A 22,384-nucleotide genomic window follows, 5' to 3' on the forward strand; every position below is an offset into this window, starting at 1 on the left:
AACTCGACGAATAATTAAACAGTTGTTTCCACGTAAAACGGTCATTCAGGCAAGTTCAGCAGCAAATTGACGCCCTACCCGTAACAAGACAGGAAAACTCAACTTCACCCGAGGATTTCCCTGTGCTGCCAAGCACTGTCGTATGTCCTGTAGTGGGTCTTGCTGGTGATGCCGCTGATAATGCTGTAAGCCTGACCATGTCGCTAAATACTGCAACAATTGCGTACTGCTCCAGGTGTAGTGCAATGCTAAAGCAGGAACAGCCAACTCCTGAAAAGGAAAGGGAATGGTTTGGTAATGTTCATCAATATAGTGCCGCTCTGGGTCCCAATAACCTTGCAAGGTTTTGCAATAGAGCTGCTGTAAGGCATGCTGCAACTCGACATCTTGCAATTGAATAAGCCCATAGCCAATCACAGCTAGCACTCCGTTGGGTTTCAGTACACGCTTTACCTCAGCATAGAAGGTCGTAAAATCGAACCAGTGAATGGCTTGTGCGACACAAACCAAATCGGCTGATGTCTGTGCACACGGACTATGCTCCGCCGCTGCTTGTAAATAACGTACATTCGCAAATGAAGAGGCTTGCTGGAGTTGCCGCTCGCTCAAGTCTGTTGCGAACACCTGTGCAAAATGAGGCGCAAGTAGCTGGGTAAATTGCCCTGAACCTGCACCACAATCCCAAGCCAATTCACGCTCGGGCACATAAGTCAAAATAGCATCAAGAATTTCTGTCGAATATTGAGGACGCGCCTGTTGATACAATTTACTATTTGCAGAAAATAAATCCTTGACCATGCCCCCTCACTCCCTGCCATTTTGATTTGAAATTTAGTCATGATTGTACAGAGCACAACTTTTTTTGTGCATAAAAAAACCCTCAAACATTGTTTGAGGGTTTTTTGAATATGGTGGCGAGACCCAGGATCGAACTGGGGACACACGGATTTTCAATCCGTTGCTCTACCTACTGAGCTATCACGCCGATGCCGTGTATTAAGCCCGATCTCAGAGGATTAGTCAATCCCAATCCGTAACTTTTTGATCAATCGGATATTTTTCAGCCAAAAAAAATCCCTGATGGGATCAGGGATTGAAAACACAAATTCGGTTTTAAAATATATGGTGGCGAGACCCAGGATCGAACTGGGGACACACGGATTTTCAATCCGTTGCTCTACCTACTGAGCTATCACGCCGATGGGGCGTATTAAAGCGTTTTAAGATACAAGCGTCAAGCACATTTTTATAAATTTTGTATCAAATGATGACTTTTTCAACAAATTTTAAATTTCACCCAAAAACTACACCCATTCTCATACACCATTCAGGCTTGAAACTAAAAAGGCAGCACCCGTGCTGCCTTTTATTCAATATCTACATGAGCAATGCCATTACTGCAGCATGATCAATTTTGTTTAGCCAGGTAATTTATTTAAATGAGCCAAACAGCGGTGAATGGCTCCACAGCCCGGTTCAAATATTTTCACCCCTTTGGCCTCTTCCATACGACAAACTTCTGCGACCAAGCGTTCTGCAACGCCACGACCACGGTTGGCAGGATGCACCACAATATACTCAAGCGTCTTACTTTCACCCTGCCCTGTACACCAAATGGCACCAATCACTTTAGTATTAAATTCTGCGGTGTAAACTAGGGTATACTGAGCTAAGTTTTGTTCAAGTTGTTCAATGGCATCGTGCCCATCGCCAAATTCTGGGCTGGTGTCATACAGTCGCTCAAGCTGGCTGCGCATTTCTTCATTTTCTAGTGAAGTATAAGCATGTACGGTAATAGGCATTGATAAACCCTCCTGAGCAATCTAATATGCGGTGATTTCGTCACGGCGAAAAACATTTTACATCAATCATTTTTGACGTTTTTGAGGAACGTGTCTATGACAGAACGTATCAGTGAAGTGGTAAGAAATACCAACGAAACCAAAATTCGAGTACGCTTAAATCTCGATGGTACAGGTCACGGCACTTTAAACACTGGAGTTCCTTTTTTAGACCATATGATTGATCAAATCAAGCGGCATGGACTATTTGATATTGATATTCATTGTGATGGCGACTTAGAAATTGATGATCACCACACGGTAGAAGACTGTGGTATCACCCTTGGACAAGCATTTGCCAAAGCATTGGGCGATAAAAAAGGCTTGCGTCGTTATGGACATTTTTATGCGCCACTTGATGAATCTTTAAGCCGTGCGGTGGTTGACCTGTCTGGTCGTCCGGGTTTGTTTATGGATATTCCATTTACTCGTGCCATGATTGGTCGTTTTGATGTCGATTTATTTTCTGAATTCTTCCAAGGTTTCGTCAATCATGCCCTTGTAACGGTGCACATTGATAACCTCAAAGGCAAAAATAGCCACCATCAAATTGAAAGTGTGTTCAAAGCCTTTGCTCGTGCATTACGTATGGCGTGTGAAGTTGATCCTCGCGCTGCCAATACCATTGCGTCAACCAAAGGTAGTTTGTAATGACCCGTATTGCACTTCTTGATTATGGCATGGGCAATTTGCACTCGGCTGCAAAAGCACTGGAACATGTCGGAGCGACTGTTGATGTCACCAATGATCCGAAACTGATTGCCCAAGCAGACAAAATTGTATTCCCGGGCGTCGGAGCGATGCGTGACTGTATACAAGGCATGCATGAAGCAGGTATTGATGAAGTGGTGCGTAAAGCCGCATTTAACAAACCTGTTTTAGCCATTTGCGTAGGTATGCAAGCACTGATGCAGCACTCTGAAGAAAATGGTGGTACGGATGCGTTGGGTATTTTTGAAGGTGCTGTCAAACACTTCCCAGATATGGAAGGCTTAAAAGTGCCACACATGGGCTGGAATCAAGTGCATCAGGCAGACCCAAGCCATCCAATGTGGAACAACATTGAACAAGATGCGCGTTTCTACTTCGTACATAGTTTCTATGTCGAACCGAAAGACAGCAATATTGTGGCTGCGACTTGTGATTATGGCATCCAATTCTGCTCGGCCATTCATCAAGAAAATCTATTCGCGACACAGTTCCATCCAGAAAAGAGTCATACGGCTGGACTACAGTTACTGAAAAACTTTGTGGAATGGAAAATTTAATTCATTTCTGCATCTCTTGTATTAAAAAGCTCAACTTCGGTTGGGCTTTTCTTTTAATATCGGGCTATCACAGCATAGAAATATATAAAAAATGATTCAATTTCAATTTTTTCCTCGCTCCCATCCAACAACACCAAAACTCTTAGACGTTACTCAGGTTTTCGAATGTTACCTTAGTGATATCAACTCACAAATACATCAGCTCTCAAGCAATGAAGTACTTCTTATTATTGCAAATGGTCTTGAGCAAATCGGATTCAAAGTTGAAAAAAGTAAATCTGCCGAAGATAAAATCCCTGTTCCAGTCCTATACGGTTACAACAACAAAACTTCTAAAAGTTTCTTAGCCGATGCAATTCACTTTGAGCAAAAAATCGTTGTTGAAGTTGAGGCTGGCCGTGCTGTTGTCAACAATCAGTTCTTAAAAGATATATTTCAAGCCAGTATGATGGTTGATATTGATTATCTGGTTTTAGCTGTACGAAATACTTATCGCCAATCGGATGATTTTCAAAAAGTCTATCAATTCTTAGACACGCTATATACATCCCAAAGAATCCAGCTACCCTTAAAAGGAATATTGATCATTGGTTATTAACTTCAAATCTTTTGCCAATCAACATGAAAGGCTATAGGCTAAAGCATCATCTTAGGCACTTATTCTATGGATAAGCTAGATTTATCATTAATCCCCAGCAAAGAACAAATTCAACAATTGCCTGTTTTTAAAAATTTGGCACCCGAGCAGATTCAACTGATTTCCAAACTAGAACACTGTCATAACCTGCAAGATGAACTGTTTACCGCCCCTTTATTTGGCTTTGATTCCGAATCTAAACCGACCTTTCGTAAGGGTGAAGTCGCAACTGGCCCACATGTCATTCAATTGGCAACCACCGATAAGGCGTATGTTTTCCAAATTAGCCCTGCTATTTTGGATTTTTTAACCCCAATTTTTGAAAATCCTGAACAATTGAAGGTTGGCTTTGGTTTAAAAAATGATGCCCATCTATTTCGTAAAAAAGGCATTCATTTCAATCAGGTGCTTGATCTGTCTAAAGCTTTTCACGCCTTTGGTATCACCACGCCTGTAGGCGTTAAAAATGCCATGGCATTGCTGTTTCAAGTCAATTTTCCCAAAAGTAAAAGTGTCAGCACCTCCAATTGGAGCAAATTCCCTTTAAGCGCTGCACAAATTCAATACGCGGCCGCAGATGCCTATGCCCCTGTACTGATCTATCAAGAATTACAACGTTTAGGCATTAGTTTGCCTGCTGCACAGCATAGAACGAAATAAAAGCAACATCTTGCTTAGATATTTGCCAATACTTTGCTAAGATTGCGGCGAATAAATTCTACAAGATCGGGTAAGGAGCGAAAGCATGCTGATCATCCCTGCAATTGACCTGAAAGATGGCAAATGTGTCCGTTTAAAACAAGGCCGTATGGAAGACGATACCGTATTTTCTGATGACCCTGTGGCAACTGCACAGCATTGGGTTAATGAAGGCGCACGTCGCTTACATTTGGTCGATTTAAACGGTGCTTTCGCGGGTACCCCGATTCATAAACCTGTGGTTGAGGCGATTGCCAAAGCACAACCTGAGCTGCCAATTCAAATTGGTGGCGGTATTCGTTCACTGGAAACCATTGAACATTACCTTGATGCAGGCGTGTCATTTGTGATTATTGGCACCAAAGCGGTGCAAGAGCCTGAATTTGTCGAAGAAGCCTGTAAGAAATTTGCTGGTCATATTATTGTTGGTATTGACGCCATCAATGGCATGGTCGCAACTGATGGCTGGGCAAATGTCACTGATGTTAAAGCCACTGATCTGGCAAAACGTTTTGCAGATGCTGGCGTATCGAGCATTGTGTATACCGATATTGCCCGTGATGGCATGATGCAAGGTGTAAACGTGGAACAAACGGTTCATTTGGCGCAATACTCAGGCTTGCCTGTGATTGCCTCTGGTGGTGTGACCAATCTAGATGACGTACGCAACTTAAAAGGTCAGCCGGGTATTCTGGGTGCCATTACAGGTCGTGCCATTTACGAAGGTTCATTGAACTTACGTGAAGCACAGCTATTATTGGATCAGCAAGCGCTTTAAATCCAAGCACTAAAAAAGAGGTCAAATGACCTCTTTTTTTGTCACTAAACATCCGATTCAGCCCATATGCTCGCTTTAGTAAATCGCATTACGAATAAATTTGAGAGGGACATCTGCCTGATTGATGTAACGGTATTCAATTGTACTGGCATATACAATCGATTCGCCTGCATGCAATACTTTCACTTCACCTGCCAAATCTAGGGTGAGTTCCCCTTCAATCACATACAACATCTCACGATAACCTTCTGGATCAGGTTCAGCACAATATTGTTCATTGGGTGCCAAAGTCCACGTCCAGAGCTCTACCTTTTTGCTGGCAAATGTTGAAGCCAAAAGTATTGCTTCACTTTGGGCTTGCGTTCCTTGCCAGGCCAAAGCATTCACAACCGCTTGGCCATGTTGTTCTGGCGCAGCAATCATCTGGGCAAAATCCACCTCAAGTACATCGGCAATTAAGCTCAGTTTTGCCAGACTAATGTTGTCTTGGCCAGTTTCCACACCTGCCACCATCCGCCGACTTAAACCCGCTAAATCTGCCAATTGCTGTTGACTTAAGCCTTTTAAATTACGGTAATGGCGAACATTTTGACTCACATATTGTAAAACCGCAGGATGCTTCATATTGGCATTTCAAGGAAAATTTGAGCAATATATTGCACAAAAAATAAAAGCATGGCAAGCTATGTGCAATATACTGCACACAACTCGAATGATCGCTATGTTCAATGCACGTTTTGGCTCCAATGCTCCTGTGATTGCCCTGATACTCATTACCTTTATTTGGGGCGGTACATTTTTGACTGTGAAATATGCACTTAATTTCAGCTCCCCGATGTTTTTTGTGGGTTGTCGTTTTGCCTGTGCAGCAACCATTATTGGCTTATTTTCTTTTAAGCAGCTCAAACAGATTACCAGACAAGACTTATTCGCAGGTTGTATGATCGGCTGTATGCTCACCATCGGCTATGGTACGCAAACTGTCGGTTTACAGACCATTAGCAGCAGCGAGTCAGCATTTTTAACGGCATTGTATGTGCCCTTAGTGCCTGTCTTATTGTGGTTAATTTTCCGTAAAGCTCCGCATTTTATGATCTGGATTGGCGCGTGTTGTGCTTTTGTCGGTTTGGTTTTATTGACGGGGAATGGTTTCCATGCAATTGCTTTAAATTTTGGTCAAGTGGTGACTTTACTTGGTGCAATTGGTATCGCGCTGGAAATTATTCTGATTGGTTATTTTGCCCCAAAAGTAAATTTAGGTCGGGTGACAGTCATTCAACTGGCTGTGGCTTCTTTACTGGCTTTTGCTTCAATGCCATTGGTGGGTGAACACGTAATTCCAAGCTTTTCATGGCCTTTGCTCAGTATCGCCATAGGTTTGGGTTTCGCCAGCGCCTTGATTCAATACGTCATGAATTGGGCACAACGCTCGGTAGCGCCTTCCCAAGCAGCCATTATTTATGCAGGTGAACCTGTTTGGGCAGCACTTTTTGGACGCCTTGCAGGTGAACGCTTAGCGCCATTGGCTTTATTGGGCGGTGTTTTGGTGGTCTTTGGTATTCTCATCAGTGAATGGAAGCCCAAACGTTTGAAAGCCAAAACAGAAATTGAACAACTCTGATGACGCAAAATAATGAAGTCGATTGATACATTCCCTCGACTTCATCATCATGTTATCGCTTTAAAACGACACCATTTTCCCTGGGTTAATCATGGCACCAATGCCATACATACTCTTGGCAATCGGAATCACAATGGGTGCCAGTGCACGCCCCATTGGAATATTGATGTGTTGAATTTTGGTCAGCATGTCAAAATCATCTGACAGCCCCAAGAAATCATCGGCAATCGCTTTCCCAATCCTTACCGTTTGTGCCACACCATGTCCACTCCAACCCTGTACCGCATAAATCGGATATTGATTGCCAAATTTACGACTGTCAGTAGCCCCATTCACGGTTAAATCAGTGGTTCCACTCCAGACAAAATCAAGCTCGACCTGTTTAAGCTGTGGAAATACATGTTGAATACGCCCTAACAAATAATCATGTGTTTGTTGTTCATCCCAACACGACCCTGTACCTTCCCCCCCAAACAATAAGCGGTTTTTCGATACACCACGGTAATAATCAATTTGGAACTGCGTGTCATAGACAGGTAGATCGGTGGGTAACAACGCATTTAAATCAAGTTCTAACGGCGCTGTGGTACACACATAGGTATAAAACGGAATGGTGGTTTGTTTACGTTCTTCCAATAGTGTAAACGACGCATGATGCACGGCCATCACCACACTTTTACGGGCTTTAATCACACCGTTTGCCGTGGTGACATAAATACCATCGGCACGTTCTTGAATGGATTGCACTTCGGTATCTTCATAGATTTTACCGCCATTTTGACAAAAGCCATATGCCAAACCACGGGTTAAGGCTAAGGGATGGATATGCCCCCCAAGGCGATCTAACAAGCCTCCAAAATAATGTTCAGATTGAACATGTTGATGCAATTCATCCTGATTTAAGAGCGACGTATGGGTTTCTTCTAAATACTCACGTGCTTGCATTCCATCACGTAAGGCATCTAAATGCCCAGGATGCACCGCAGCCGTGATATGACCACGCTTGCGTTGCAACTCCAAATCATATTTGTCACAAATGTCGTCAATTAACGCCATGGCTTCGGTAGACGTGAAATGCCATAACTTTTTTGCATCTTCAAAACTAAAATGCTCCACCATAGTCTCGGCTTCCCAACGCGCCAAGCCCGGGGTCAATTGCCCACCATTACGTCCAGAAGCGGCACTGCCAATGCGGTTTTTTTCGACCAGTACGGTGTCTACTCCTTGTTCAGCCAAGTGAAGTGCTGTAGATGCACCCAATAAACCACCACCAATCACCAGTACATCACAGACGATATCGGCATTTAAAGCCTCAAATTGATGCCATGTTTTTAACGAGCTTTCATAGTAATTTGCAGGATGACTAAACTCGCCCCGCTTCGGATTGAGCCAGTTCCACTCTTTACCTGTTTGTAACGCATGACTGGCCCTATACTCCACGTCATTTTCAAATATTGGTTTATTCATATTCATGTCATTCACACTCTTATATATCCCATTTTTATGTAGGGTCTAATATGCATTTTCGATCACAATATTTTGTCTTTTCAGTTTTTTATAGATAAATAACCCAATACCGACAACCAACCAAGAACATCCAAACATCAAGGCATTACGCTCTAAATTTACCCAGAGTCCAATCATGACTATTACCGATAAAAGCGGCAGAATCAGGTTGAAGAATTTGTTCTTCATGCCTTGCGTTTGTTTATCGCGCAAATAGAATTTGACGAAGACCGAAAAATTCACTGCGGTAAAAGCAATCAAGGCACCAAAACTAATCATGCTTACCACCGTCGCCAATTCTAGAAAAATTGCAGACAGTGAAATTAGTCCAATGGTCAATACGGCATACAGCGGTGTGCCTAATTTTGCATGCAGTTGCCCAAACGTTGCTTTAGGGAAAATGCCATCTTTGGCCATAATATGAATTAAGCGTGAAGCACTGGCATGCGTTGCCAAGCCTGAAGCAAAGGTATTCATAATTTGGGCGCACAAGAAAACAGCTTGGAATAAAGCACCTCCCACATACAGCACAATCTCAGGTAAAGCTTCATCTGGCTTGTTAAAGCGCACATTGCTTGGGAAATACAATTGAATGAACCATGAAGCGGTGAAGAAAATGACACCCCCCGCCAATGTAGTGAGCAACACCGCACGTGGAATATTCTTTTTCGGATCTTTGGTTTCATGTGCCAATGTGGTCACGGCATCGAAACCCAAAAATGAAAAACACAGAATGGATGCGCCCGCAATCAAAGGCAGAACCGTAGTATCACCATTAAATAAAGGTGCCAAGGTCAATACATGTGCATAACCTTGTTCTGAACCCACGCCCTGAATGACCAAATAAATGAACACCACCATGAGCAAGAGTGGCAGAAATACAAAAAGCAGACTTAAATTTGCCAAGATATTAATGCGGAAGCAGTTAATCAGCGTCACGATGCCTGTAAACAAAGTGACCCAGACCCAATACGGTACACTAGGAATCACGGCCTCTAAATAAATCCCTGCCAGTAAAGCATTCACCAAAGGCAGTAAAAGATAATCCAACAGTGAACACCAACCCACAAAGAAGCCTGCTTTTGCCCCACATGACTGAGCCGTGTAATTATAAGCTGAACCAGAATCTTCACTGATTCGACTGAAACGTGCGTAACTAAACGCAGTTAAGAGCATCGCAAATAGCGCCAAAATATAGGCGAGTGGCACTCGACCTTCGGTCACCCCCGAGACGATACCAAAGGTATCGAATACCACCATAGGGGTCATATACGCCACACCAAGAATAATGACTTGCCACAAGGACAATGATCTTAAAGAAACCTCTGTTCTTTTCATTTAAACTCCATTTACATATTTTATTTAACTTAATTATTTTTTTGCAACAACTATGCCATATAATATAAAAAATCTTATTTTAAAATGAGACAAGTTAATGCCTAGATACTCTGTTGAACTGCGTAAAGCTGCAATTCAAGCCTACAAGATAACCGACTACAAAGTAGCGGTATGCAAACAATTTAACATTTCCCGTGTCACCCTCGATGCTTGGATAAAGCTTGAAGAAGAAACTGGAGATCTTGTACCCAAGCCGAGTGAAAAGCGTGGTGCACCAAATCATATCAAGGATTGGAATAGCTTCCAAGCCTTTGTTAAAAAAACAAAATTTCAGAATATTAGTGATCTAGTTCCGCTTTTTGAACAAGAGTTTGGCTATGCAGTTTCGTATGCCGTTTTGGTCCGTGCGATCCATGTTTTGGGCTTGCGTAGACGTCGTGGTCGCTTCTATTGTTAATCAAGTTTTTAGGTTATTTTTAAATAAATTAAGGCTACATATTTAATTAAATAAATGTACATATATGTAAAGTTAATTTATTAAAAATGTAAACTACACTTATTAAAAATGTAATTTTATAAATATAAAAAGGTAAAATATAATTATTAAAAATGTAACTTTATAAATATAAAAAAGTAAACTTAAAATATTAAAAAAGTAAATTATTCACCAACAATTTCAAAACTTTAAAACGATCATATAAAAGTCTACACGCTGAAAAGTCCAGCATGGGGCACAGTACTGTCAAACTATGGTGCACTTGGTCTCAGAATCGGGCAAAAAAAAGAGTGGCAAACGCCACTCTTTTCCATTTGAGCTTTCATGTTTTTTTAGCACTACAGCTAAGGCCCCACTTCCCTACTTTTATTTCGATTGTTTAAATGGGCTGATTATCATTTAAAGTGATTATGCCGCGAATAGCACGGTAGACAATCCAAATCCATGCCAGTGTGATGACACCAATACAAAAGATGGTGCTGCCCAAGGCAACACCCGCAAACAGGTCAGGGTTATTCCCCGTAAAGAACAAGAAAAAGAATGGGACAAATGCAATCACGTTCCAGAATAAATACCACCAGAAGCTGCGAATTTGCCATAAAAAGTGACTCTCAAAGATTGAGCCACGGACATCATTCAGTTTGACATAGTTAATAATCAAGGCGATGAGCGCCAATAAGCCACCTGTAAAAATCGCAATGATGTAAAGGACGTATAACACTAGCGTTAAACTGCGATTAGGATCTTGATCAATGGGTTTATTCATTTTTCTCCCCTTATTGTTGAAACACTCTCCTTTAGATGAGCAAACTATTTAAAGGAGAGATCAGCCATAAAATAAGTAATAGATTTAAGGCTATGGTACAGAAATACACCTTTCTAAAAGGTTGCTTTTGTGTTTTATGTCGCAGCTTTTGTTGTGCCAGCCAAGCGGCTGGCCAACCGCCCAAAAAGGCCAAAATATGTAGCGTCTGTTCAGGTACACGACGCCCGCCCAATTGCGCGGCTTCTTTATCTTGTGCATAAAACCAATAACTGGCTGCATTCATTAAACAAATCAATAACAACACCAAACCACTCAGTAGTCCCGCAATCACCAGAACGGCCAAAACCACAAAGTACGCCATACATGCCAGTTGCATAACAGAATACTTTTGTGGCGGAGGTACTTTGGCTTTCGGTTTCACACCTGTTTGTGAGGCTTTTAAATACGTGACCTGTTGTGCGCGAAAGCGCCCTTGACCATCTAACAAGACAATATATTCCAAGGCACAGCCAACGATTGGGCGCGGACCAGGTCGTGCAAAGTCCTTAATATGTAAGAACACACGCTGTTTATTGGGATCATTCGGTTGAATAAAGCCATAGCCTTTATCATCCAACCATTCCACCAAGCGTCCCTGATCTCGCATGCGATCTTCCTTATTTAACCATTTACAAATTTTAAGCGTTCAATCAGCATATTACGCATTTCTAAAGGATTTTTCTGCAAAATGTCGTCACCCGTGCGCCCTTCAGCGGCATTTTTCTGTGCCACTTGCAAACGCATCATCCAGAAACGCCCTGCTGCCATCGCCAAATACAACTCTAAACAAGCTTTCTCATCTTCTGTGAGAGGACGCACCGTTTGATAGGCAGTAAGGAAGGCCAAAGCTTTTTCTTCATCTAAATGCACGTCTGGATATTCAGTACAGAAATCATTTAGGGTAATTGCGATGTCAAACAACAACTCATCTTTGTTCAATTCGTAAAAATCGAGAATACCTTTGAGTTGCTCCCCTTCAAATAAGGTGTTGTCACGGAACAAATCTGAGTGAATAAAGCCTTTTGGTCGATTCGGATAAATCGCGGTCATGGCATCATACAAACCGAGCAATTCATTCAATAACACGGTATCTGCTGCATTTAGCGTGGGTTTAATTTCGCGTGACACCTGACGCCAGTATTGATGGTTACGGTACTGGGCACGTTCTAATGGAAAATCCTGCAAGGCCACATGCATTTTGGCTTGTGCCACCGCAATCGCTTCGACCTGTGCTAATGATGCAGGCATCGGATGTTTACCCATTAAACGTGGGGCAATTTGGGCAGGCTTTTGTTTAATAAAGTGAATCGCTTGCCCTGCATGTTTTAACGGTACAGGCACAGCTAAACCTTGTTGTCCCAGATGTTCCAGTACAGGCACAATTTCACCTGCACCATGTTCATCCATTTCTTCAAATACGGTTAATACATATTGGCTTTGGTCTTCACAGACCAGAAAATAGTTTGTATTTTGAATACCTCCTTGAATGGGAATCAGGTCAATCACCTCTAATCCATAAGGTGCTGCGAAGTCCTGAACTTCCTTTAAAGTCAAAGTGGTATAAACCGACATAGAAAACCTGCGAAAAATCTTACATAAGTTTGATAGAATACCTTTTCAATCTACCAAGGTGTAGCGCTTGTGTAGGTGAGTTTCATAATCGGCTGTAATTATTGGAAAAAATTATGCTCGCTAAACGTATTATTCCTTGCCTCGACGTTGATAATGGTCGCGTGGTGAAAGGTGTGCAATTCCTTGATATTCGCGATGCAGGTGACCCAGTTGAAGTTGCCCGTCGCTATAACGAACAAGGTGCCGATGAAATTACCTTCCTTGATATTACTGCTACACATCATGGACGCGACACTACTTACCGTACAGTAGAACGTATGGCAGAAAGCGTGTTTGTTCCGCTTACAGTCGGTGGTGGTGTCCGTAAAGTCGAAGATATTCGCCTATTGCTGAATGCAGGTGCAGATAAAGTCAGCATTAACTCCGCAGCCATTTATAACCCTGAGTTTGTCCAAGAAGCATCACAACGCTTTGGCGCACAATGTATTGTGGTTGCGATTGATGCGAAAAAAACTGCAGAAAACAAATGGGAAATTTTCACCCACGGCGGTCGTAAAGAAACTGGGATTGATGCGATTGAATGGGCGGTGAAAATGGCCAACTTCGGTGCCGGTGAGCTTTTAATCACTTCAATGGATGCCGATGGGACCAAAGCAGGTTATGACCTTGGTTTAATGCGTGCCATTAATGACCGCGTGACCATTCCAACCATCGCTTCTGGTGGCGTAGGGACACTACAACACTTGGCAGATGGCATCTTAAAAGGTGGTGCCGATGCGGTACTGGCTGCGTCTATTTTCCACTTTGGGCAACATACCATTCCTGAAGCCAAGCAATATTTAGCAGCACAAGGCATTGAAATGCGTCTTTAAGTACGTATTCAATGATCTAAAAGAGCGCCTAGAGCGCTCTTTTTTATATGCCTGCCCTTCAAAAAGGAGTCTTGAAGATTCCCAATACACCCCAAAATTTCATCGCACTTGATTCAGCTAGATGGTTCAACACTTAAACCAATTTACAGACATGCGTTTGTACGCACATCAAGAAACCAATAAAAAGACGTTAAGCATCATCAAGCGGTGCGTATTGAACATTTCTGCCAAAATCATTGAACCATTGCGACAGCGTCTTGCTGCTGCATAGCTTCATTTACCTCAGTTTTTAGGGCTAGCCCAGTCGCCATATTGTTTTTCTCTACCCATTTGGCAGGAAAATAACGTTGTGACAATTGATTCAATCGTTTCGCGACCGACTGCGGCAAGGCAATGCCCAATGGATTCTGTTCTTGTAAATTCGCAGCCGAAATCACCCGTGTGCCCAATAAATAATCAAACCATGGCTTGGTCACACACCAGTTAGCGTCCTGATTGGCATTCATATGATGATCATAATGCCACGGTATTTTCCTCATGGCCCATTCAGGTTCCAAATGTGCTCGACGATGGATGTAAAAATAATTACAGGCACTATATACCGCTGCGGCTGCCATCCCTTTTGATATCGGATAAAACAAGGCACTACTCACCCCTGCGGCAACCATCAAAGAGATGACTTCATTTTTGGTGCGCCAGTGCGGCAAGCCTTCTACATAACTATCATCATGAAATTGCTGTTTGCGGACTTCTCGATGATGTTCCCAATGCGATTTCATGCTTAAAGGCACTGGGCTATAACGAGGCTGACCTGCACGATGAGTACCATGTAACAGATATTTATGCGCCACCCATTCAAAACCATTGGCAACGACCAATCCTGCTAAAAATCCTTTCCACATAGTTTATTTCTCCATTCATAACTTGAATATAGAAAACTGAATGTGATAAATATTGACCATCCACACGCTTAATATTGACAAATCACGACAACAAAAACACATGATGCCAACTCTGAATGATTATACAGGTTCCGTCTATGGTGGACTGGGACACCTGCTATATGCCTATAGCCAAGCCCAAGGTCTCGTCATTCAGCCTAAATTGCTGAAAGTGCAAAACCTAGAACGCTTTGACTATCGTATTTGGCATGAATTGTTGAATGAATTACAGCAACAAGTGCCTCATCCCGCCCTCGGTTTGGAAATTTCGACCTATGTACAAACGAAACATTTGGGCATTCTGGCTTATCTTGCCCTCGCCTGTGACACTTTGGGTGAAGCCCTCAAGCGTTATCATGACTTTCATCGGCTGATTTATGATGGTAGTCCACTGCAAATTGATCTATCTACCGATTACCTCGCCATTCGCTGGGGTGAATTACCACAGCATCTGACCACGCAACTCACTGACGAAATTGCGATTGCCTTGATGGTGCAGTTCTTAAATCAAAATATGACTGCACAGCCTATTCAACTGCATGAGGTGCATTTCCGTCATATAGCACCTAAAAATAGTCGACTATATGAACAGTTTTTCCATTGTAAAGTGCGCTTTTCACAACCTGTCACGCAGGTCTTGCTCCCCGTTGCCGAACTAAATAAACCCTTACAACAAGGCGACCACACCTTACAGCAATTGTTAATGCAACAGGCACAGGCGCTGTTAAAGCAATTGCCACATTCAACTCAACTAGATCAACGGCTCCAGCAAGCCATCTTGACGGGTCTACAGAAAAACCAATACCAAATTGATATGATTGCTCAACAGTTGAATATTTCTGTGCGGCAGCTACAACGTTATTTACAAGCTCAAGGCAGCAACTATCAACAACGTACCCAGCAAGTTCGGCAAATGTTGGCAGAGCAATACTTACAAGACCCACATCTGAGCTTACAAGAGATTGCCTTGCTGTTAAGTTACTCCGAGCAAAGCGCTTTTCAACGTGCGTTCAAACTCTGGACTGGGCACACGCCTCAACAATTCCGTAAACAATATCTGCAATCCATCTGATGATAGATAAAAATAAGTACACTTTTTAATCATTTTCACATTGAGTCATCTTCTATTTTTCGTTAAAGATAGACTGTCGTGCTTTAGAACAAAAATTAATCATAACGAATAACACTGGAGATGAAGATGAACAAATATCTAGCCGAACTACTCGGCACATTTTGGCTGGTCTTTGGTGGCTGTGGTAGCGCCATCTTTGCCGCAGCTTTTCCTGAACTCGGCATTGGTTTTGCGGGGGTTGCCCTCGCCTTTGGTTTAACCGTCTTAACGGGGGCTTATGCCTTTGGGCATATCTCTGGCGGACATTTTAATCCAGCGGTTAGTATTGGCTTATGGGTTGGACAACGCTTCGATGGCAAAGACCTGTTGCCTTATCTTGCCGCTCAAGTGATTGGTGCGATTTTAGCGGCTTTTATGCTGTTCCTGATTGCACAAGGGCAAGCTGGTTTTATGGGGACAGGCGCTTTTGCCAGCAATGGTTATGCCGAACTTTCCCCTGGAAAATATGGCTTGCTTTCAGCCCTGATTATAGAAGTGGTACTCACGGCATTTTTCCTAATCGTGATTATGGGGGCTACCGATAAACGAGCACCCGCAGGTTTCGCACCGATTGCGATTGGTCTGGCGCTAACGCTCATCCACTTAATCAGTATTCCTATTACCAACACCTCGGTGAATCCCGCCCGCAGCACAGGCGTCGCCTTGTTCGCAGAAACTGAAGCATTACGACAATTGTGGTTATTCTGGCTTGCCCCAATTGCAGGAGCGATCATCGGCAGCTTAATTTATAAATTTGTTGCACAAAGTAAAACAACCGCTTAGCAAAAAGCCAGTCGTTCTTAGGATCGACTGGCTTTCTTCAGGTTTGAGAATTTATAAAAATGGGTTTTCAACGTCCTGAGTCGCAGCATGAATGATTTGTTCTGGTAAGTCTGGTTCTGCTTCCAGTGTTGCTACAATCGCATTTAAATAGGTCTGCAAGGCTTTTGCTGCGGCTAAGCCTGCCTGATCTTTGCCTATTTGCAAATTGCCATAAATACTGACCTGATCTAATTGATTTTCTAGGGTTAAATCATGAATTGCATGTGATTCTGTGCCATTTTCGAAAGGTTTAAACATAATCACCTCGCAGCCAATAATTCAAATGGATCGGTCTTTTTCTACTTCACTAATTGCAACATATACTGCAATAACGCTTCAATCAACTGTTTCACAATCGCATCTTGCGTGTCTGTATCTAGACTAGGGGTCGAACTTGAGGTCGATTTACTGCTACCAGAACTAAAGCTCTTTTGCGCTGCGCTAATCTTTTCCGCAGAAATGTCTTCTGCACACTGGCTTTCTGCATCCCAATGCGAATACGGAATGTCTTGTTTGGCTTTCACCGCAGTCGCGGTCAACGGCAACTGATAGGTATTACGCTTTTGCTCTTCGGTCAGTTGCGGGAATAAATTGACCCCAATTTGTTCTTCCAAATAACATACGCTGACAATTTTCACTTCTTGCGAATTATTGTTGGGTGCGTAATACACCCCAATTGCTCCCGTTTTGGGGATATAAACCGCCTTATACACGGCAGTTGGCACCATAACGCCTTGTCCAATCACCTTTAATTTTTTGCTGGTAAACGTTGGACCCGATACCACATACACAGCGGTCTGATGTTTGGTCACAATAGCACGTGTCGCTTCTTCCAGTTTACGCCAAACTTCCTGATTGTTTTTAGGTGCTTGCGGCACCATATTCGCCAAAGAGAAACTGTCAAACTGCGAAGTTTTATTCGGCATATCGGCATTCGGTGCCATATGACCTCGGTCATAGCCAGAGCCACGATAATCCGACAAAGTCGCACGATATTGCGCTGGAATCCGCTCTTCTTCATGGAAGCTGTCTTCACGTGGAATTTTCTGGCTTAAACGCTGTGGTGTTAAGGCTTCTGCCACCCAAAGTGGCGTTTTAGACACGCCTGAATACATCACATTAAAGCCGTTAAAGCATAAGGCATAGCTCTGTTTTTGTAGACTTTCTTTGTTTAAATAAGGCGGAACATCCCGATAAAACTGATCGAGACAGGCCGAGTTTGATGCACTCGGTAAAGACAAAAACTGGCTAATTCGCTCTTGTCCAAAGGCAATGGCAAAACTACCTACGGCAACCACTCCCAACACCACTTTTGAACTGTGCTGATTAAAAAACCAAGGAAAGGATTGCTTTGAACTACGTTTCTTACTGGCCATTACTTTATCAAACAACTGATTTTGCAGGAGCTTAACAAAGCCCTTCTGTAGAAGTATATCTAGATGTGACTGATCGTTTAACAATTCAGCAAAATCGTGACAAGCAAGTGACGGTTGTAACAAATTGTCTGATTTCATCAGGCTTTTGAATGGTTTATCGATGCAATTGGGTAGATTTCATTGTCAGCCCGATTTTGAATGTGCCAAGGTAATAGCACAACGAACGTTCACAATAAATCACGGAGTCATGATGTCTTCACATAATTTAATTTCAGCAACAATTTTAGCCTCTGGATTATTACTCGGCTTCAGCAGCGTCAGCGCGTTTGCAGAACCCGCAGTACAGGCAGGTGAAACGCTAGAAAGTTTGTCACAAGCCAAAATTAGCACCACGATTAATGGACAACCAGGATCCATTCAAGAATTAATACAGTCTGGACAAGTACGTTTGCTCAATACCGAAAATAATCCTACAGCACCCAGTATGAGCGCAGCTCCGAATAGTACAATCGAGGATGCATCCGCAGCCGTACCCAATGAGGCCATTCCCCCTGCACCACAATTAAGCTCTTCCGCGAGTCAGCCAATCAATAGCACAGATACAGAAATTACAAATAATAGTCTGCCAGAATCAGAGCAAAATCTTGAAGCACAACCTCTGCAAAACCCTTCAGAACAGATGCCTGCTGAAGCTCCATCTGAAGTCGCACAATAACTAATGTGACGCTAAAAACATTTCAATCCGCATAAAAAAACCAAGGACGATGCCTTGGTTTTTTTAGTGCTTATGTTTAAGCAAGAACAAAATCATCAGATTTCAATTTGGCTACCCAACTCCACCACACGATTCGGTGGAATTTGATAAAAGTCACTGACGGGACTGGTATTGCGCTGCATCGAAATAAACAGCTTTTCACGCCACGGCGCCAAGCCATCACCCACAGTACTAATAATCCGTTCACGCGACACAAAGAAGCTGATTTGCATTAAATTATATTCTAATTCTATCGCTTGATAGACTGCTTCCAATGCCATTGGAATATTCATTTCATCTTTAAAGCCGTAGAACAATTCAACGCGATAAAAATGCTGATTCATGGTTTCTACGTGGAATCGATCTTGATCGGTAACATAAGGTACATCTTGAATTTTTACCGTCAAAATGATGTTCTTTTGATGCAAGACCTTATTGTGCTTCATGTTGTGTAACATCGCATGTGGCACAACCGTTGGTGTCCCTGTCAGGAACACCGCTTCCCCTTCGACCCAATTCGCCTGCTCACCAATACTCTGTACAAATAAGTCTAATGGCAGCGTATCTTGTTGCAGCTTGGAAAAAGTGAGTTCACGACCATCTTTCCAGGTCATTAATAAGGTGAATGCGATACCACCAATTAATAATGGTACCCAACCGCCCGACAAAACTTTCAGTGAAGTGGCGCTCACCAAGACCAAATCCAGCAATAAAAATGGCGTAATGAGCAGTACCAGTTTTGGCTTACTCCACTTCCATGTATAGCGAATAAAAACTGCAATCAATAGCGTGTCGCAGAGCATGGTCATGGTCACTGCCAAACCGTAAGCATGCGATAAACGCGAACTGGTTTGGAAAATGAGGATCAAGATGATGATAGCCGCCAACAAAACCCAATTTAGCAAAGGTACATAAATTTGCCCTTGTTCTGAATCTGAGGTGTGTTTAATGCTTAAACGTGGCAAATAACCCAATTGAATGGCTTGGCGTGCCAAGGAGAACACCCCTGAGATCACGGCTTGAGAGGCAATAACCGCTGCCATAGTTGCCAAGAAAATCATTGGGTACAACGCCCATTCTGGTACCAATAAATAGAATGGGTTCTCAATGGCATTCGGGTCACGCAGTAATAATGCGCCTTGCCCTGCATAGTTAAGCAATAAACAAGGTAAAACTACAACAAACCATGCCAAACGGATTGGAACAGGACCAAAATGCCCCATATCGGCATATAAAGCTTCACCACCCGTTACGGTTAATACCACCGCACCCATGATAAAGAATGCCATGAGTGGATTAGATACAATAAAGTGAATAGCCCAGTGTGGACTCAGCATCCCCAAAACCAAAGGCGTTTGAATAATGCTAGAGATGCCTAATAGTCCAAGGGCAAAAAACCATAATAAGGTAAGTGGACCAAAGAATTTCCCAACAAAGGCTGTGCCATATTTTTGCATGACAAACAAAGCGGCCACGATACTAATCGCAATGGGCACAATATAAGGATCCAGCGCATCTGTTGCGATGGACAAGCCTTCTACTGCCGACAACACTGAAATGGCAGGGGTAATAATCCCATCACCAAAAAACAGCGAGGCCCCAATAAAGCCAATGGCAATCAACAATAATTTTTTGCGATCACTAAAATTGGTATTGCGTAGATTAAGGGCAAGCAAGGCCATAATGCCACCCTCACCATTGTTGTCTGCACGCATGACGATTGCGACATATTTGATGGTAATGACCAATGTCATTGTCCAAAAGATAATCGACAAAATACCCAATACATTCTCAGGGTTAATCCCTAATCCATGTGCAGCATGGAAAGATTCTTTTAATGCGTAGAGTGGACTGGTTCCAATATCCCCAAACACAACCCCTAATGCTGCCAAGGTAATCGCAGGCAATGCGGCTTTTTTTGCAGAACTTTGCATAAGCTTGTCTTCAATTATCGACACTATTTTTGCAAATCATATCATTGAGCTAAAACTTTTGCTCGAATTCAATTGTTTCACCTTGTCGATGGCTATATTTTTCGATATTATCCTCCGCCATGGTGAAGTGTCCGAGTGGCTGAAGGAGCACGCCTGGAAAGTGTGTAAACGTTTATAGCGTTTCGAGGGTTCGAATCCCTCTTTCACCGCCAAATTAGCTTCCCGTAGCATCCGACGGGGTACTGAAAGGCTTAAACTGCATAGGTTTAAGCCTTTTTTGTTGTTTTGTGAAATCCTAGCGTATCCATTGCAATCCCCCATATCGTGGGGGATAATTGGGGGATGGACTTTCTAAGTTATTTTTCGTCCCCCAATTTGCACGGATACCATTAAAAATGCTTACTGATGCTCAAGTTAGAAAAATAAAGCCACTTGATAAAAAAAAGCGCTATTCTGACGAAAAAGGACTATATCTGGAGGTTACACCTTCAGGTGGAAGGTTCTGGCGTTTAAAATATAGATTTAATGGCCGTGAAAGCACCCTAACCATTGGTAGCTATCCAGAAATCACACTTGCCCAAGCTCGCCGTGCACGAGATGAAGCACATATTCAGCTTTACAATAATATTGACCCGAATGCTAAAAAAAATGAACGATTACAACAATTAGATGAAAGTACTCTCTTCAAATCCCTAGCTATGGAATGGATGGAGGATCGAAAGCCCGTTATTAAAGAAGGTACATATTTACGCGACTTGTCTGTATTTGAAAAAGATCTTTTTCCAGCATTAGGACATATGCCTATTGATCAGATTAAAGGTAAAGATGTCCTTGCCTGTGCTAAGCAAATTGAAGCACGCGGTGCTCAAGAGATGGCTAAACGCTCTATTCCTTTAGCTGGGCGTATTTTCCGCTTTGCAATTCGTAAAGGACTAATCGAGAATGATCCAACCCCTCACCTTCAAGAAGCTCTCAAGCCTCGTAAAGTGAAGCACATGGCTCGCTTAGATATTTCTGAATTCCCTCCTTTCTTAGAACGAATGGATCGTTATCACGGCAATATCCTAGTTAAAACAGCATTACAGGTTATGACGCTAACTTTTGTGAGAACAGCTGAGCTCATTAACATGGAGTGGAATGAGATTGATTTCGAGAATCATTTATGGAGAATTCCTGCTTATAAGATGAAAATGGCTTTACCTCATATTGTTCCATTATCAAGACAAGCTATGGAGCTCATTCAAACTCTACAGCCACTCACAGGAAATAAGCAATTTGTTTTCTATAATCACAGTACTGCAAAACCTCTAAGCAACAATGCTCTCTTAAGTGCCATTCGAACGATGGGCTACACAGGTAAAATGACGGGACATGGTTTTCGTGGACTTGCGTCTACAACCTTACATGAGCAAGGCTATATGCATGATGCGATTGAGATACAGTTGGCACATACTGTAGGCAACGCTGTATCTCAAGCATATAACCACGCACAACACTTAGAATACCGAACCAAGATGATGCAGGAGTGGGCTGATTTTATTGATGGGTTGAAATACAGAAACTAAAAAATCGTAATCTTATATCATTGAAACATATGACTTTAATAATTTATGATTCCAATTTCAACACACTTTTTGGTTAAAAACTTATTTTAATCAAATTATAAGCGCAATAAATTTAGATAAAGAGAATCTCGCATATTGTCTTTATTACTAAAAATATCATCAATATTTTCTTGTTGAGATAAAAATATCTCTTCAAATTGATTTAACCAACTATCAATTTCAACTGGCTTTGTTGCACAAAGGTTTGAAAGATAGAGCTACCCTAGAAGATCCAAATTTAAGATACAACTTGGGTATGAGGGCGACCTAATTCCGTAAATCTGTTGAGGACTGCTACACGTGCATGAATTTCATTGACTTGGCTTTGAAAGTTTCTTGCATGAGTTTATCGCCTAATAACTTTATGCAATGCATCTTGGTTTCGACCAAACTTCGGCGATGATAGCCT

Annotated in this window: 24 protein-coding genes, 3 tRNA genes and 1 pseudogene; 13 read left to right on the plus strand and 15 right to left on the minus strand. The window is 42.4% G+C overall.

Features of this window, described 5'->3' with window-relative positions; translation table 11 throughout:
- Positions 1-45: 45 nt before the first annotated feature.
- From E0H82_RS10835 to E0H82_RS10850, 4 genes are all read right to left on the minus strand, one after another.
- Positions 46-798 carry a class I SAM-dependent methyltransferase gene (locus tag E0H82_RS10835; protein ID WP_131264685.1) on the minus strand — a complete coding sequence of 251 codons (753 nt, stop codon included), beginning with the start codon at positions 796-798 and terminating at the stop codon, positions 46-48.
- Between the two features lie 111 nt (positions 799-909).
- Positions 910-985: transfer RNA gene (locus E0H82_RS10840), tRNA-Phe, on the minus strand.
- A 138-nt stretch (positions 986-1,123) separates the two neighbouring features.
- Positions 1,124-1,199: transfer RNA gene (locus E0H82_RS10845), tRNA-Phe, on the minus strand.
- 219 nt (positions 1,200-1,418) lie between these two features.
- Positions 1,419-1,802: a GNAT family N-acetyltransferase gene (locus tag E0H82_RS10850; RefSeq protein WP_131264687.1), complete on the minus strand. Its 384-nt coding sequence runs from the start codon at positions 1,800-1,802 to the stop codon at positions 1,419-1,421.
- Between the two features lie 96 nt (positions 1,803-1,898).
- Between E0H82_RS10850 and hisB the strand changes: the two genes are divergently transcribed.
- From hisB to hisA, 5 genes are all read left to right on the plus strand, one after another.
- Entirely contained in the window at positions 1,899-2,492 is a 594-nt protein-coding gene (hisB, locus tag E0H82_RS10855) for an imidazoleglycerol-phosphate dehydratase HisB (RefSeq protein ID WP_131264689.1), read from the plus strand.
- Entirely contained in the window at positions 2,492-3,109 is a 618-nt protein-coding gene (gene hisH, locus E0H82_RS10860) for an imidazole glycerol phosphate synthase subunit HisH (protein ID WP_131264691.1), read from the plus strand. Before hisB ends, hisH begins: the two co-directional genes overlap by 1 nt.
- 91 nt (positions 3,110-3,200) lie before the next feature.
- The gene (locus E0H82_RS10865; protein ID WP_131264693.1) at positions 3,201-3,707 is read left to right on the plus strand and encodes a hypothetical protein; all 507 of its coding nucleotides are present in this window, start codon (positions 3,201-3,203) and stop codon (positions 3,705-3,707) included.
- A gap of 66 nt (positions 3,708-3,773) precedes the next feature.
- On the plus strand, positions 3,774-4,406 hold the full coding sequence (locus E0H82_RS10870) for a 3'-5' exonuclease (protein ID WP_131264695.1): 633 nt from the start codon (positions 3,774-3,776) through the stop codon (positions 4,404-4,406).
- An 85-nt stretch (positions 4,407-4,491) separates the two neighbouring features.
- The gene (gene hisA, locus E0H82_RS10875) at positions 4,492-5,223 is read left to right on the plus strand and encodes a 1-(5-phosphoribosyl)-5-[(5-phosphoribosylamino)methylideneamino]imidazole-4-carboxamide isomerase (protein WP_131264697.1); all 732 of its coding nucleotides are present in this window, start codon (positions 4,492-4,494) and stop codon (positions 5,221-5,223) included.
- A gap of 75 nt (positions 5,224-5,298) precedes the next feature.
- Here the strand turns inward: hisA and E0H82_RS10880 are convergent, their stop codons facing one another.
- A complete protein-coding gene (locus E0H82_RS10880; RefSeq protein WP_131264699.1) occupies positions 5,299-5,847 on the minus strand; it encodes a helix-turn-helix domain-containing protein in 549 nt (182 codons plus the stop codon).
- Positions 5,848-5,944: 97 nt separating this feature from the next.
- On the opposite strand from E0H82_RS10880, the gene E0H82_RS10885 reads away from it, so the two are divergent.
- The gene (locus tag E0H82_RS10885) at positions 5,945-6,844 is read left to right on the plus strand and encodes a DMT family transporter (protein WP_131264735.1); all 900 of its coding nucleotides are present in this window, start codon (positions 5,945-5,947) and stop codon (positions 6,842-6,844) included.
- A 60-nt stretch (positions 6,845-6,904) separates the two neighbouring features.
- Here E0H82_RS10885 and E0H82_RS10890 read toward each other — a convergent pair whose 3' ends face one another.
- Both E0H82_RS10890 and E0H82_RS10895 read right to left on the minus strand, forming a co-directional pair.
- On the minus strand, positions 6,905-8,317 hold the full coding sequence (locus E0H82_RS10890; RefSeq protein ID WP_131264701.1) for an NAD(P)/FAD-dependent oxidoreductase: 1,413 nt from the start codon (positions 8,315-8,317) through the stop codon (positions 6,905-6,907).
- 39 nt (positions 8,318-8,356) lie between these two features.
- The gene (locus E0H82_RS10895) at positions 8,357-9,688 is read right to left on the minus strand and encodes an APC family permease (RefSeq protein ID WP_131264704.1); all 1,332 of its coding nucleotides are present in this window, start codon (positions 9,686-9,688) and stop codon (positions 8,357-8,359) included.
- A gap of 97 nt (positions 9,689-9,785) precedes the next feature.
- Between E0H82_RS10895 and E0H82_RS10900 the strand changes: the two genes are divergently transcribed.
- Entirely contained in the window at positions 9,786-10,145 is a 360-nt protein-coding gene (locus E0H82_RS10900) for a helix-turn-helix domain-containing protein (RefSeq protein WP_131264706.1), read from the plus strand.
- Between the two features lie 418 nt (positions 10,146-10,563).
- Here the strand turns inward: E0H82_RS10900 and E0H82_RS10905 are convergent, their stop codons facing one another.
- From E0H82_RS10905 to E0H82_RS10915, 3 genes are read right to left on the minus strand one after another with little or no spacing between them, the layout of a single operon-like run.
- Positions 10,564-10,950 (minus strand): DUF4870 family protein, encoded by a 387-nt coding sequence (locus tag E0H82_RS10905; protein ID WP_131264708.1) that lies wholly within the window; start codon positions 10,948-10,950, stop codon positions 10,564-10,566.
- A 31-nt stretch (positions 10,951-10,981) separates the two neighbouring features.
- Complete coding sequence (locus E0H82_RS10910; RefSeq protein ID WP_131264710.1) at positions 10,982-11,596, minus strand: DUF1294 domain-containing protein; 615 nt, start codon at positions 11,594-11,596, stop codon at positions 10,982-10,984.
- 14 nt (positions 11,597-11,610) lie between these two features.
- Complete coding sequence (locus tag E0H82_RS10915; protein WP_131264712.1) at positions 11,611-12,561, minus strand: homoserine kinase; 951 nt, start codon at positions 12,559-12,561, stop codon at positions 11,611-11,613.
- Between the two features lie 113 nt (positions 12,562-12,674).
- Here E0H82_RS10915 and hisF point away from each other — a divergent pair, with 113 nt between their 5' ends.
- Entirely contained in the window at positions 12,675-13,433 is a 759-nt protein-coding gene (gene hisF / locus E0H82_RS10920) for an imidazole glycerol phosphate synthase subunit HisF (RefSeq protein ID WP_116759059.1), read from the plus strand.
- Positions 13,434-13,666: 233 nt separating this feature from the next.
- Here hisF and E0H82_RS10925 read toward each other — a convergent pair whose 3' ends face one another.
- Positions 13,667-14,335: a sterol desaturase family protein gene (locus E0H82_RS10925; protein WP_131264714.1), complete on the minus strand. Its 669-nt coding sequence runs from the start codon at positions 14,333-14,335 to the stop codon at positions 13,667-13,669.
- Positions 14,336-14,438: 103 nt separating this feature from the next.
- On the opposite strand from E0H82_RS10925, the gene E0H82_RS10930 reads away from it, so the two are divergent.
- On the plus strand, positions 14,439-15,446 hold the full coding sequence (locus tag E0H82_RS10930; RefSeq protein WP_131264737.1) for an AraC family transcriptional regulator: 1,008 nt from the start codon (positions 14,439-14,441) through the stop codon (positions 15,444-15,446).
- A 126-nt stretch (positions 15,447-15,572) separates the two neighbouring features.
- Positions 15,573-16,268, plus strand: coding sequence for an aquaporin Z (gene aqpZ, locus E0H82_RS10935; RefSeq protein ID WP_131264716.1), 696 nt, complete (start codon positions 15,573-15,575; stop codon positions 16,266-16,268).
- Between the two features lie 51 nt (positions 16,269-16,319).
- Here the strand turns inward: aqpZ and E0H82_RS10940 are convergent, their stop codons facing one another.
- Together E0H82_RS10940 and E0H82_RS10945 are read right to left on the minus strand one after the other, a co-directional pair.
- Positions 16,320-16,565, minus strand: a complete 246-nt coding sequence (locus E0H82_RS10940; protein WP_131264718.1) for a hypothetical protein — start codon at positions 16,563-16,565, stop codon at positions 16,320-16,322.
- Positions 16,566-16,606: 41 nt separating this feature from the next.
- Positions 16,607-17,683, minus strand: a complete 1,077-nt coding sequence (locus E0H82_RS10945; protein WP_131264720.1) for a DNA/RNA non-specific endonuclease — start codon at positions 17,681-17,683, stop codon at positions 16,607-16,609.
- Between the two features lie 250 nt (positions 17,684-17,933).
- Between E0H82_RS10945 and E0H82_RS10950 the strand changes: the two genes are divergently transcribed.
- A complete protein-coding gene (locus E0H82_RS10950) occupies positions 17,934-18,398 on the plus strand; it encodes a hypothetical protein (RefSeq protein WP_131264722.1) in 465 nt (154 codons plus the stop codon).
- 95 nt (positions 18,399-18,493) lie between these two features.
- Here E0H82_RS10950 and E0H82_RS10955 read toward each other — a convergent pair whose 3' ends face one another.
- Positions 18,494-20,371, minus strand: coding sequence for a potassium transporter Kup (locus E0H82_RS10955; protein ID WP_131264724.1), 1,878 nt, complete (start codon positions 20,369-20,371; stop codon positions 18,494-18,496).
- A gap of 121 nt (positions 20,372-20,492) precedes the next feature.
- On the opposite strand from E0H82_RS10955, the gene E0H82_RS10960 reads away from it, so the two are divergent.
- Together E0H82_RS10960 and E0H82_RS10965 are read left to right on the plus strand one after the other, a co-directional pair.
- Positions 20,493-20,583: transfer RNA gene (locus E0H82_RS10960), tRNA-Ser, on the plus strand.
- Between the two features lie 183 nt (positions 20,584-20,766).
- A complete protein-coding gene (locus E0H82_RS10965) occupies positions 20,767-21,936 on the plus strand; it encodes a tyrosine-type recombinase/integrase (RefSeq protein WP_131264726.1) in 1,170 nt (389 codons plus the stop codon).
- Positions 21,937-22,213: 277 nt separating this feature from the next.
- On the opposite strand, the pseudogene E0H82_RS10975 reads toward E0H82_RS10965, so the two are convergent.
- A pseudogene (locus tag E0H82_RS10975) lies at positions 22,214-22,384 on the minus strand (IS5/IS1182 family transposase); the annotation flags it as partial.

Source organism: Acinetobacter sp. ANC 4910, assembly GCF_004331035.1.
Lineage (GTDB): Bacteria > Pseudomonadota > Gammaproteobacteria > Pseudomonadales > Moraxellaceae > Acinetobacter.

What these genes read in the sequence shown, in the direction of transcription:
- E0H82_RS10930 (WP_131264737.1), top strand. Translation starts at nt 14,439, where the DNA reads ATGCCAACTCTGAATGATTATACAGGTTCCGTCTATGGTGGACTGGGA.
- hisF (WP_116759059.1), top strand. Translation starts at nt 12,675, where the DNA reads ATGCTCGCTAAACGTATTATTCCTTGCCTCGACGTTGATAATGGTCGC.
- E0H82_RS10955 (WP_131264724.1), bottom strand. Translation starts at nt 20,371, where the DNA reads ATGCAAAGTTCTGCAAAAAAAGCCGCATTGCCTGCGATTACCTTGGCA.
- E0H82_RS10880 (WP_131264699.1), bottom strand. Translation starts at nt 5,847, where the DNA reads ATGAAGCATCCTGCGGTTTTACAATATGTGAGTCAAAATGTTCGCCAT.
- E0H82_RS10885 (WP_131264735.1), top strand. Translation starts at nt 5,945, where the DNA reads ATGTTCAATGCACGTTTTGGCTCCAATGCTCCTGTGATTGCCCTGATA.
- E0H82_RS10895 (WP_131264704.1), bottom strand. Translation starts at nt 9,688, where the DNA reads ATGAAAAGAACAGAGGTTTCTTTAAGATCATTGTCCTTGTGGCAAGTC.
- E0H82_RS10940 (WP_131264718.1), bottom strand. Translation starts at nt 16,565, where the DNA reads ATGTTTAAACCTTTCGAAAATGGCACAGAATCACATGCAATTCATGAT.
- hisB (WP_131264689.1), top strand. Translation starts at nt 1,899, where the DNA reads ATGACAGAACGTATCAGTGAAGTGGTAAGAAATACCAACGAAACCAAA.
- E0H82_RS10925 (WP_131264714.1), bottom strand. Translation starts at nt 14,335, where the DNA reads ATGTGGAAAGGATTTTTAGCAGGATTGGTCGTTGCCAATGGTTTTGAA.
- E0H82_RS10865 (WP_131264693.1), top strand. Translation starts at nt 3,201, where the DNA reads ATGATTCAATTTCAATTTTTTCCTCGCTCCCATCCAACAACACCAAAA.
- hisH (WP_131264691.1), top strand. Translation starts at nt 2,492, where the DNA reads ATGACCCGTATTGCACTTCTTGATTATGGCATGGGCAATTTGCACTCG.
- hisA (WP_131264697.1), top strand. Translation starts at nt 4,492, where the DNA reads ATGCTGATCATCCCTGCAATTGACCTGAAAGATGGCAAATGTGTCCGT.
- E0H82_RS10910 (WP_131264710.1), bottom strand. Translation starts at nt 11,596, where the DNA reads ATGCGAGATCAGGGACGCTTGGTGGAATGGTTGGATGATAAAGGCTAT.
- E0H82_RS10915 (WP_131264712.1), bottom strand. Translation starts at nt 12,561, where the DNA reads ATGTCGGTTTATACCACTTTGACTTTAAAGGAAGTTCAGGACTTCGCA.
- E0H82_RS10950 (WP_131264722.1), top strand. Translation starts at nt 17,934, where the DNA reads ATGTCTTCACATAATTTAATTTCAGCAACAATTTTAGCCTCTGGATTA.
- E0H82_RS10905 (WP_131264708.1), bottom strand. Translation starts at nt 10,950, where the DNA reads ATGAATAAACCCATTGATCAAGATCCTAATCGCAGTTTAACGCTAGTG.
- E0H82_RS10900 (WP_131264706.1), top strand. Translation starts at nt 9,786, where the DNA reads ATGCCTAGATACTCTGTTGAACTGCGTAAAGCTGCAATTCAAGCCTAC.
- E0H82_RS10850 (WP_131264687.1), bottom strand. Translation starts at nt 1,802, where the DNA reads ATGCCTATTACCGTACATGCTTATACTTCACTAGAAAATGAAGAAATG.
- E0H82_RS10890 (WP_131264701.1), bottom strand. Translation starts at nt 8,317, where the DNA reads ATGAATATGAATAAACCAATATTTGAAAATGACGTGGAGTATAGGGCC.
- aqpZ (WP_131264716.1), top strand. Translation starts at nt 15,573, where the DNA reads ATGAACAAATATCTAGCCGAACTACTCGGCACATTTTGGCTGGTCTTT.
- E0H82_RS10965 (WP_131264726.1), top strand. Translation starts at nt 20,767, where the DNA reads ATGCTTACTGATGCTCAAGTTAGAAAAATAAAGCCACTTGATAAAAAA.
- E0H82_RS10945 (WP_131264720.1), bottom strand. Translation starts at nt 17,683, where the DNA reads ATGGCCAGTAAGAAACGTAGTTCAAAGCAATCCTTTCCTTGGTTTTTT.
- E0H82_RS10835 (WP_131264685.1), bottom strand. Translation starts at nt 798, where the DNA reads ATGGTCAAGGATTTATTTTCTGCAAATAGTAAATTGTATCAACAGGCG.
- E0H82_RS10870 (WP_131264695.1), top strand. Translation starts at nt 3,774, where the DNA reads ATGGATAAGCTAGATTTATCATTAATCCCCAGCAAAGAACAAATTCAA.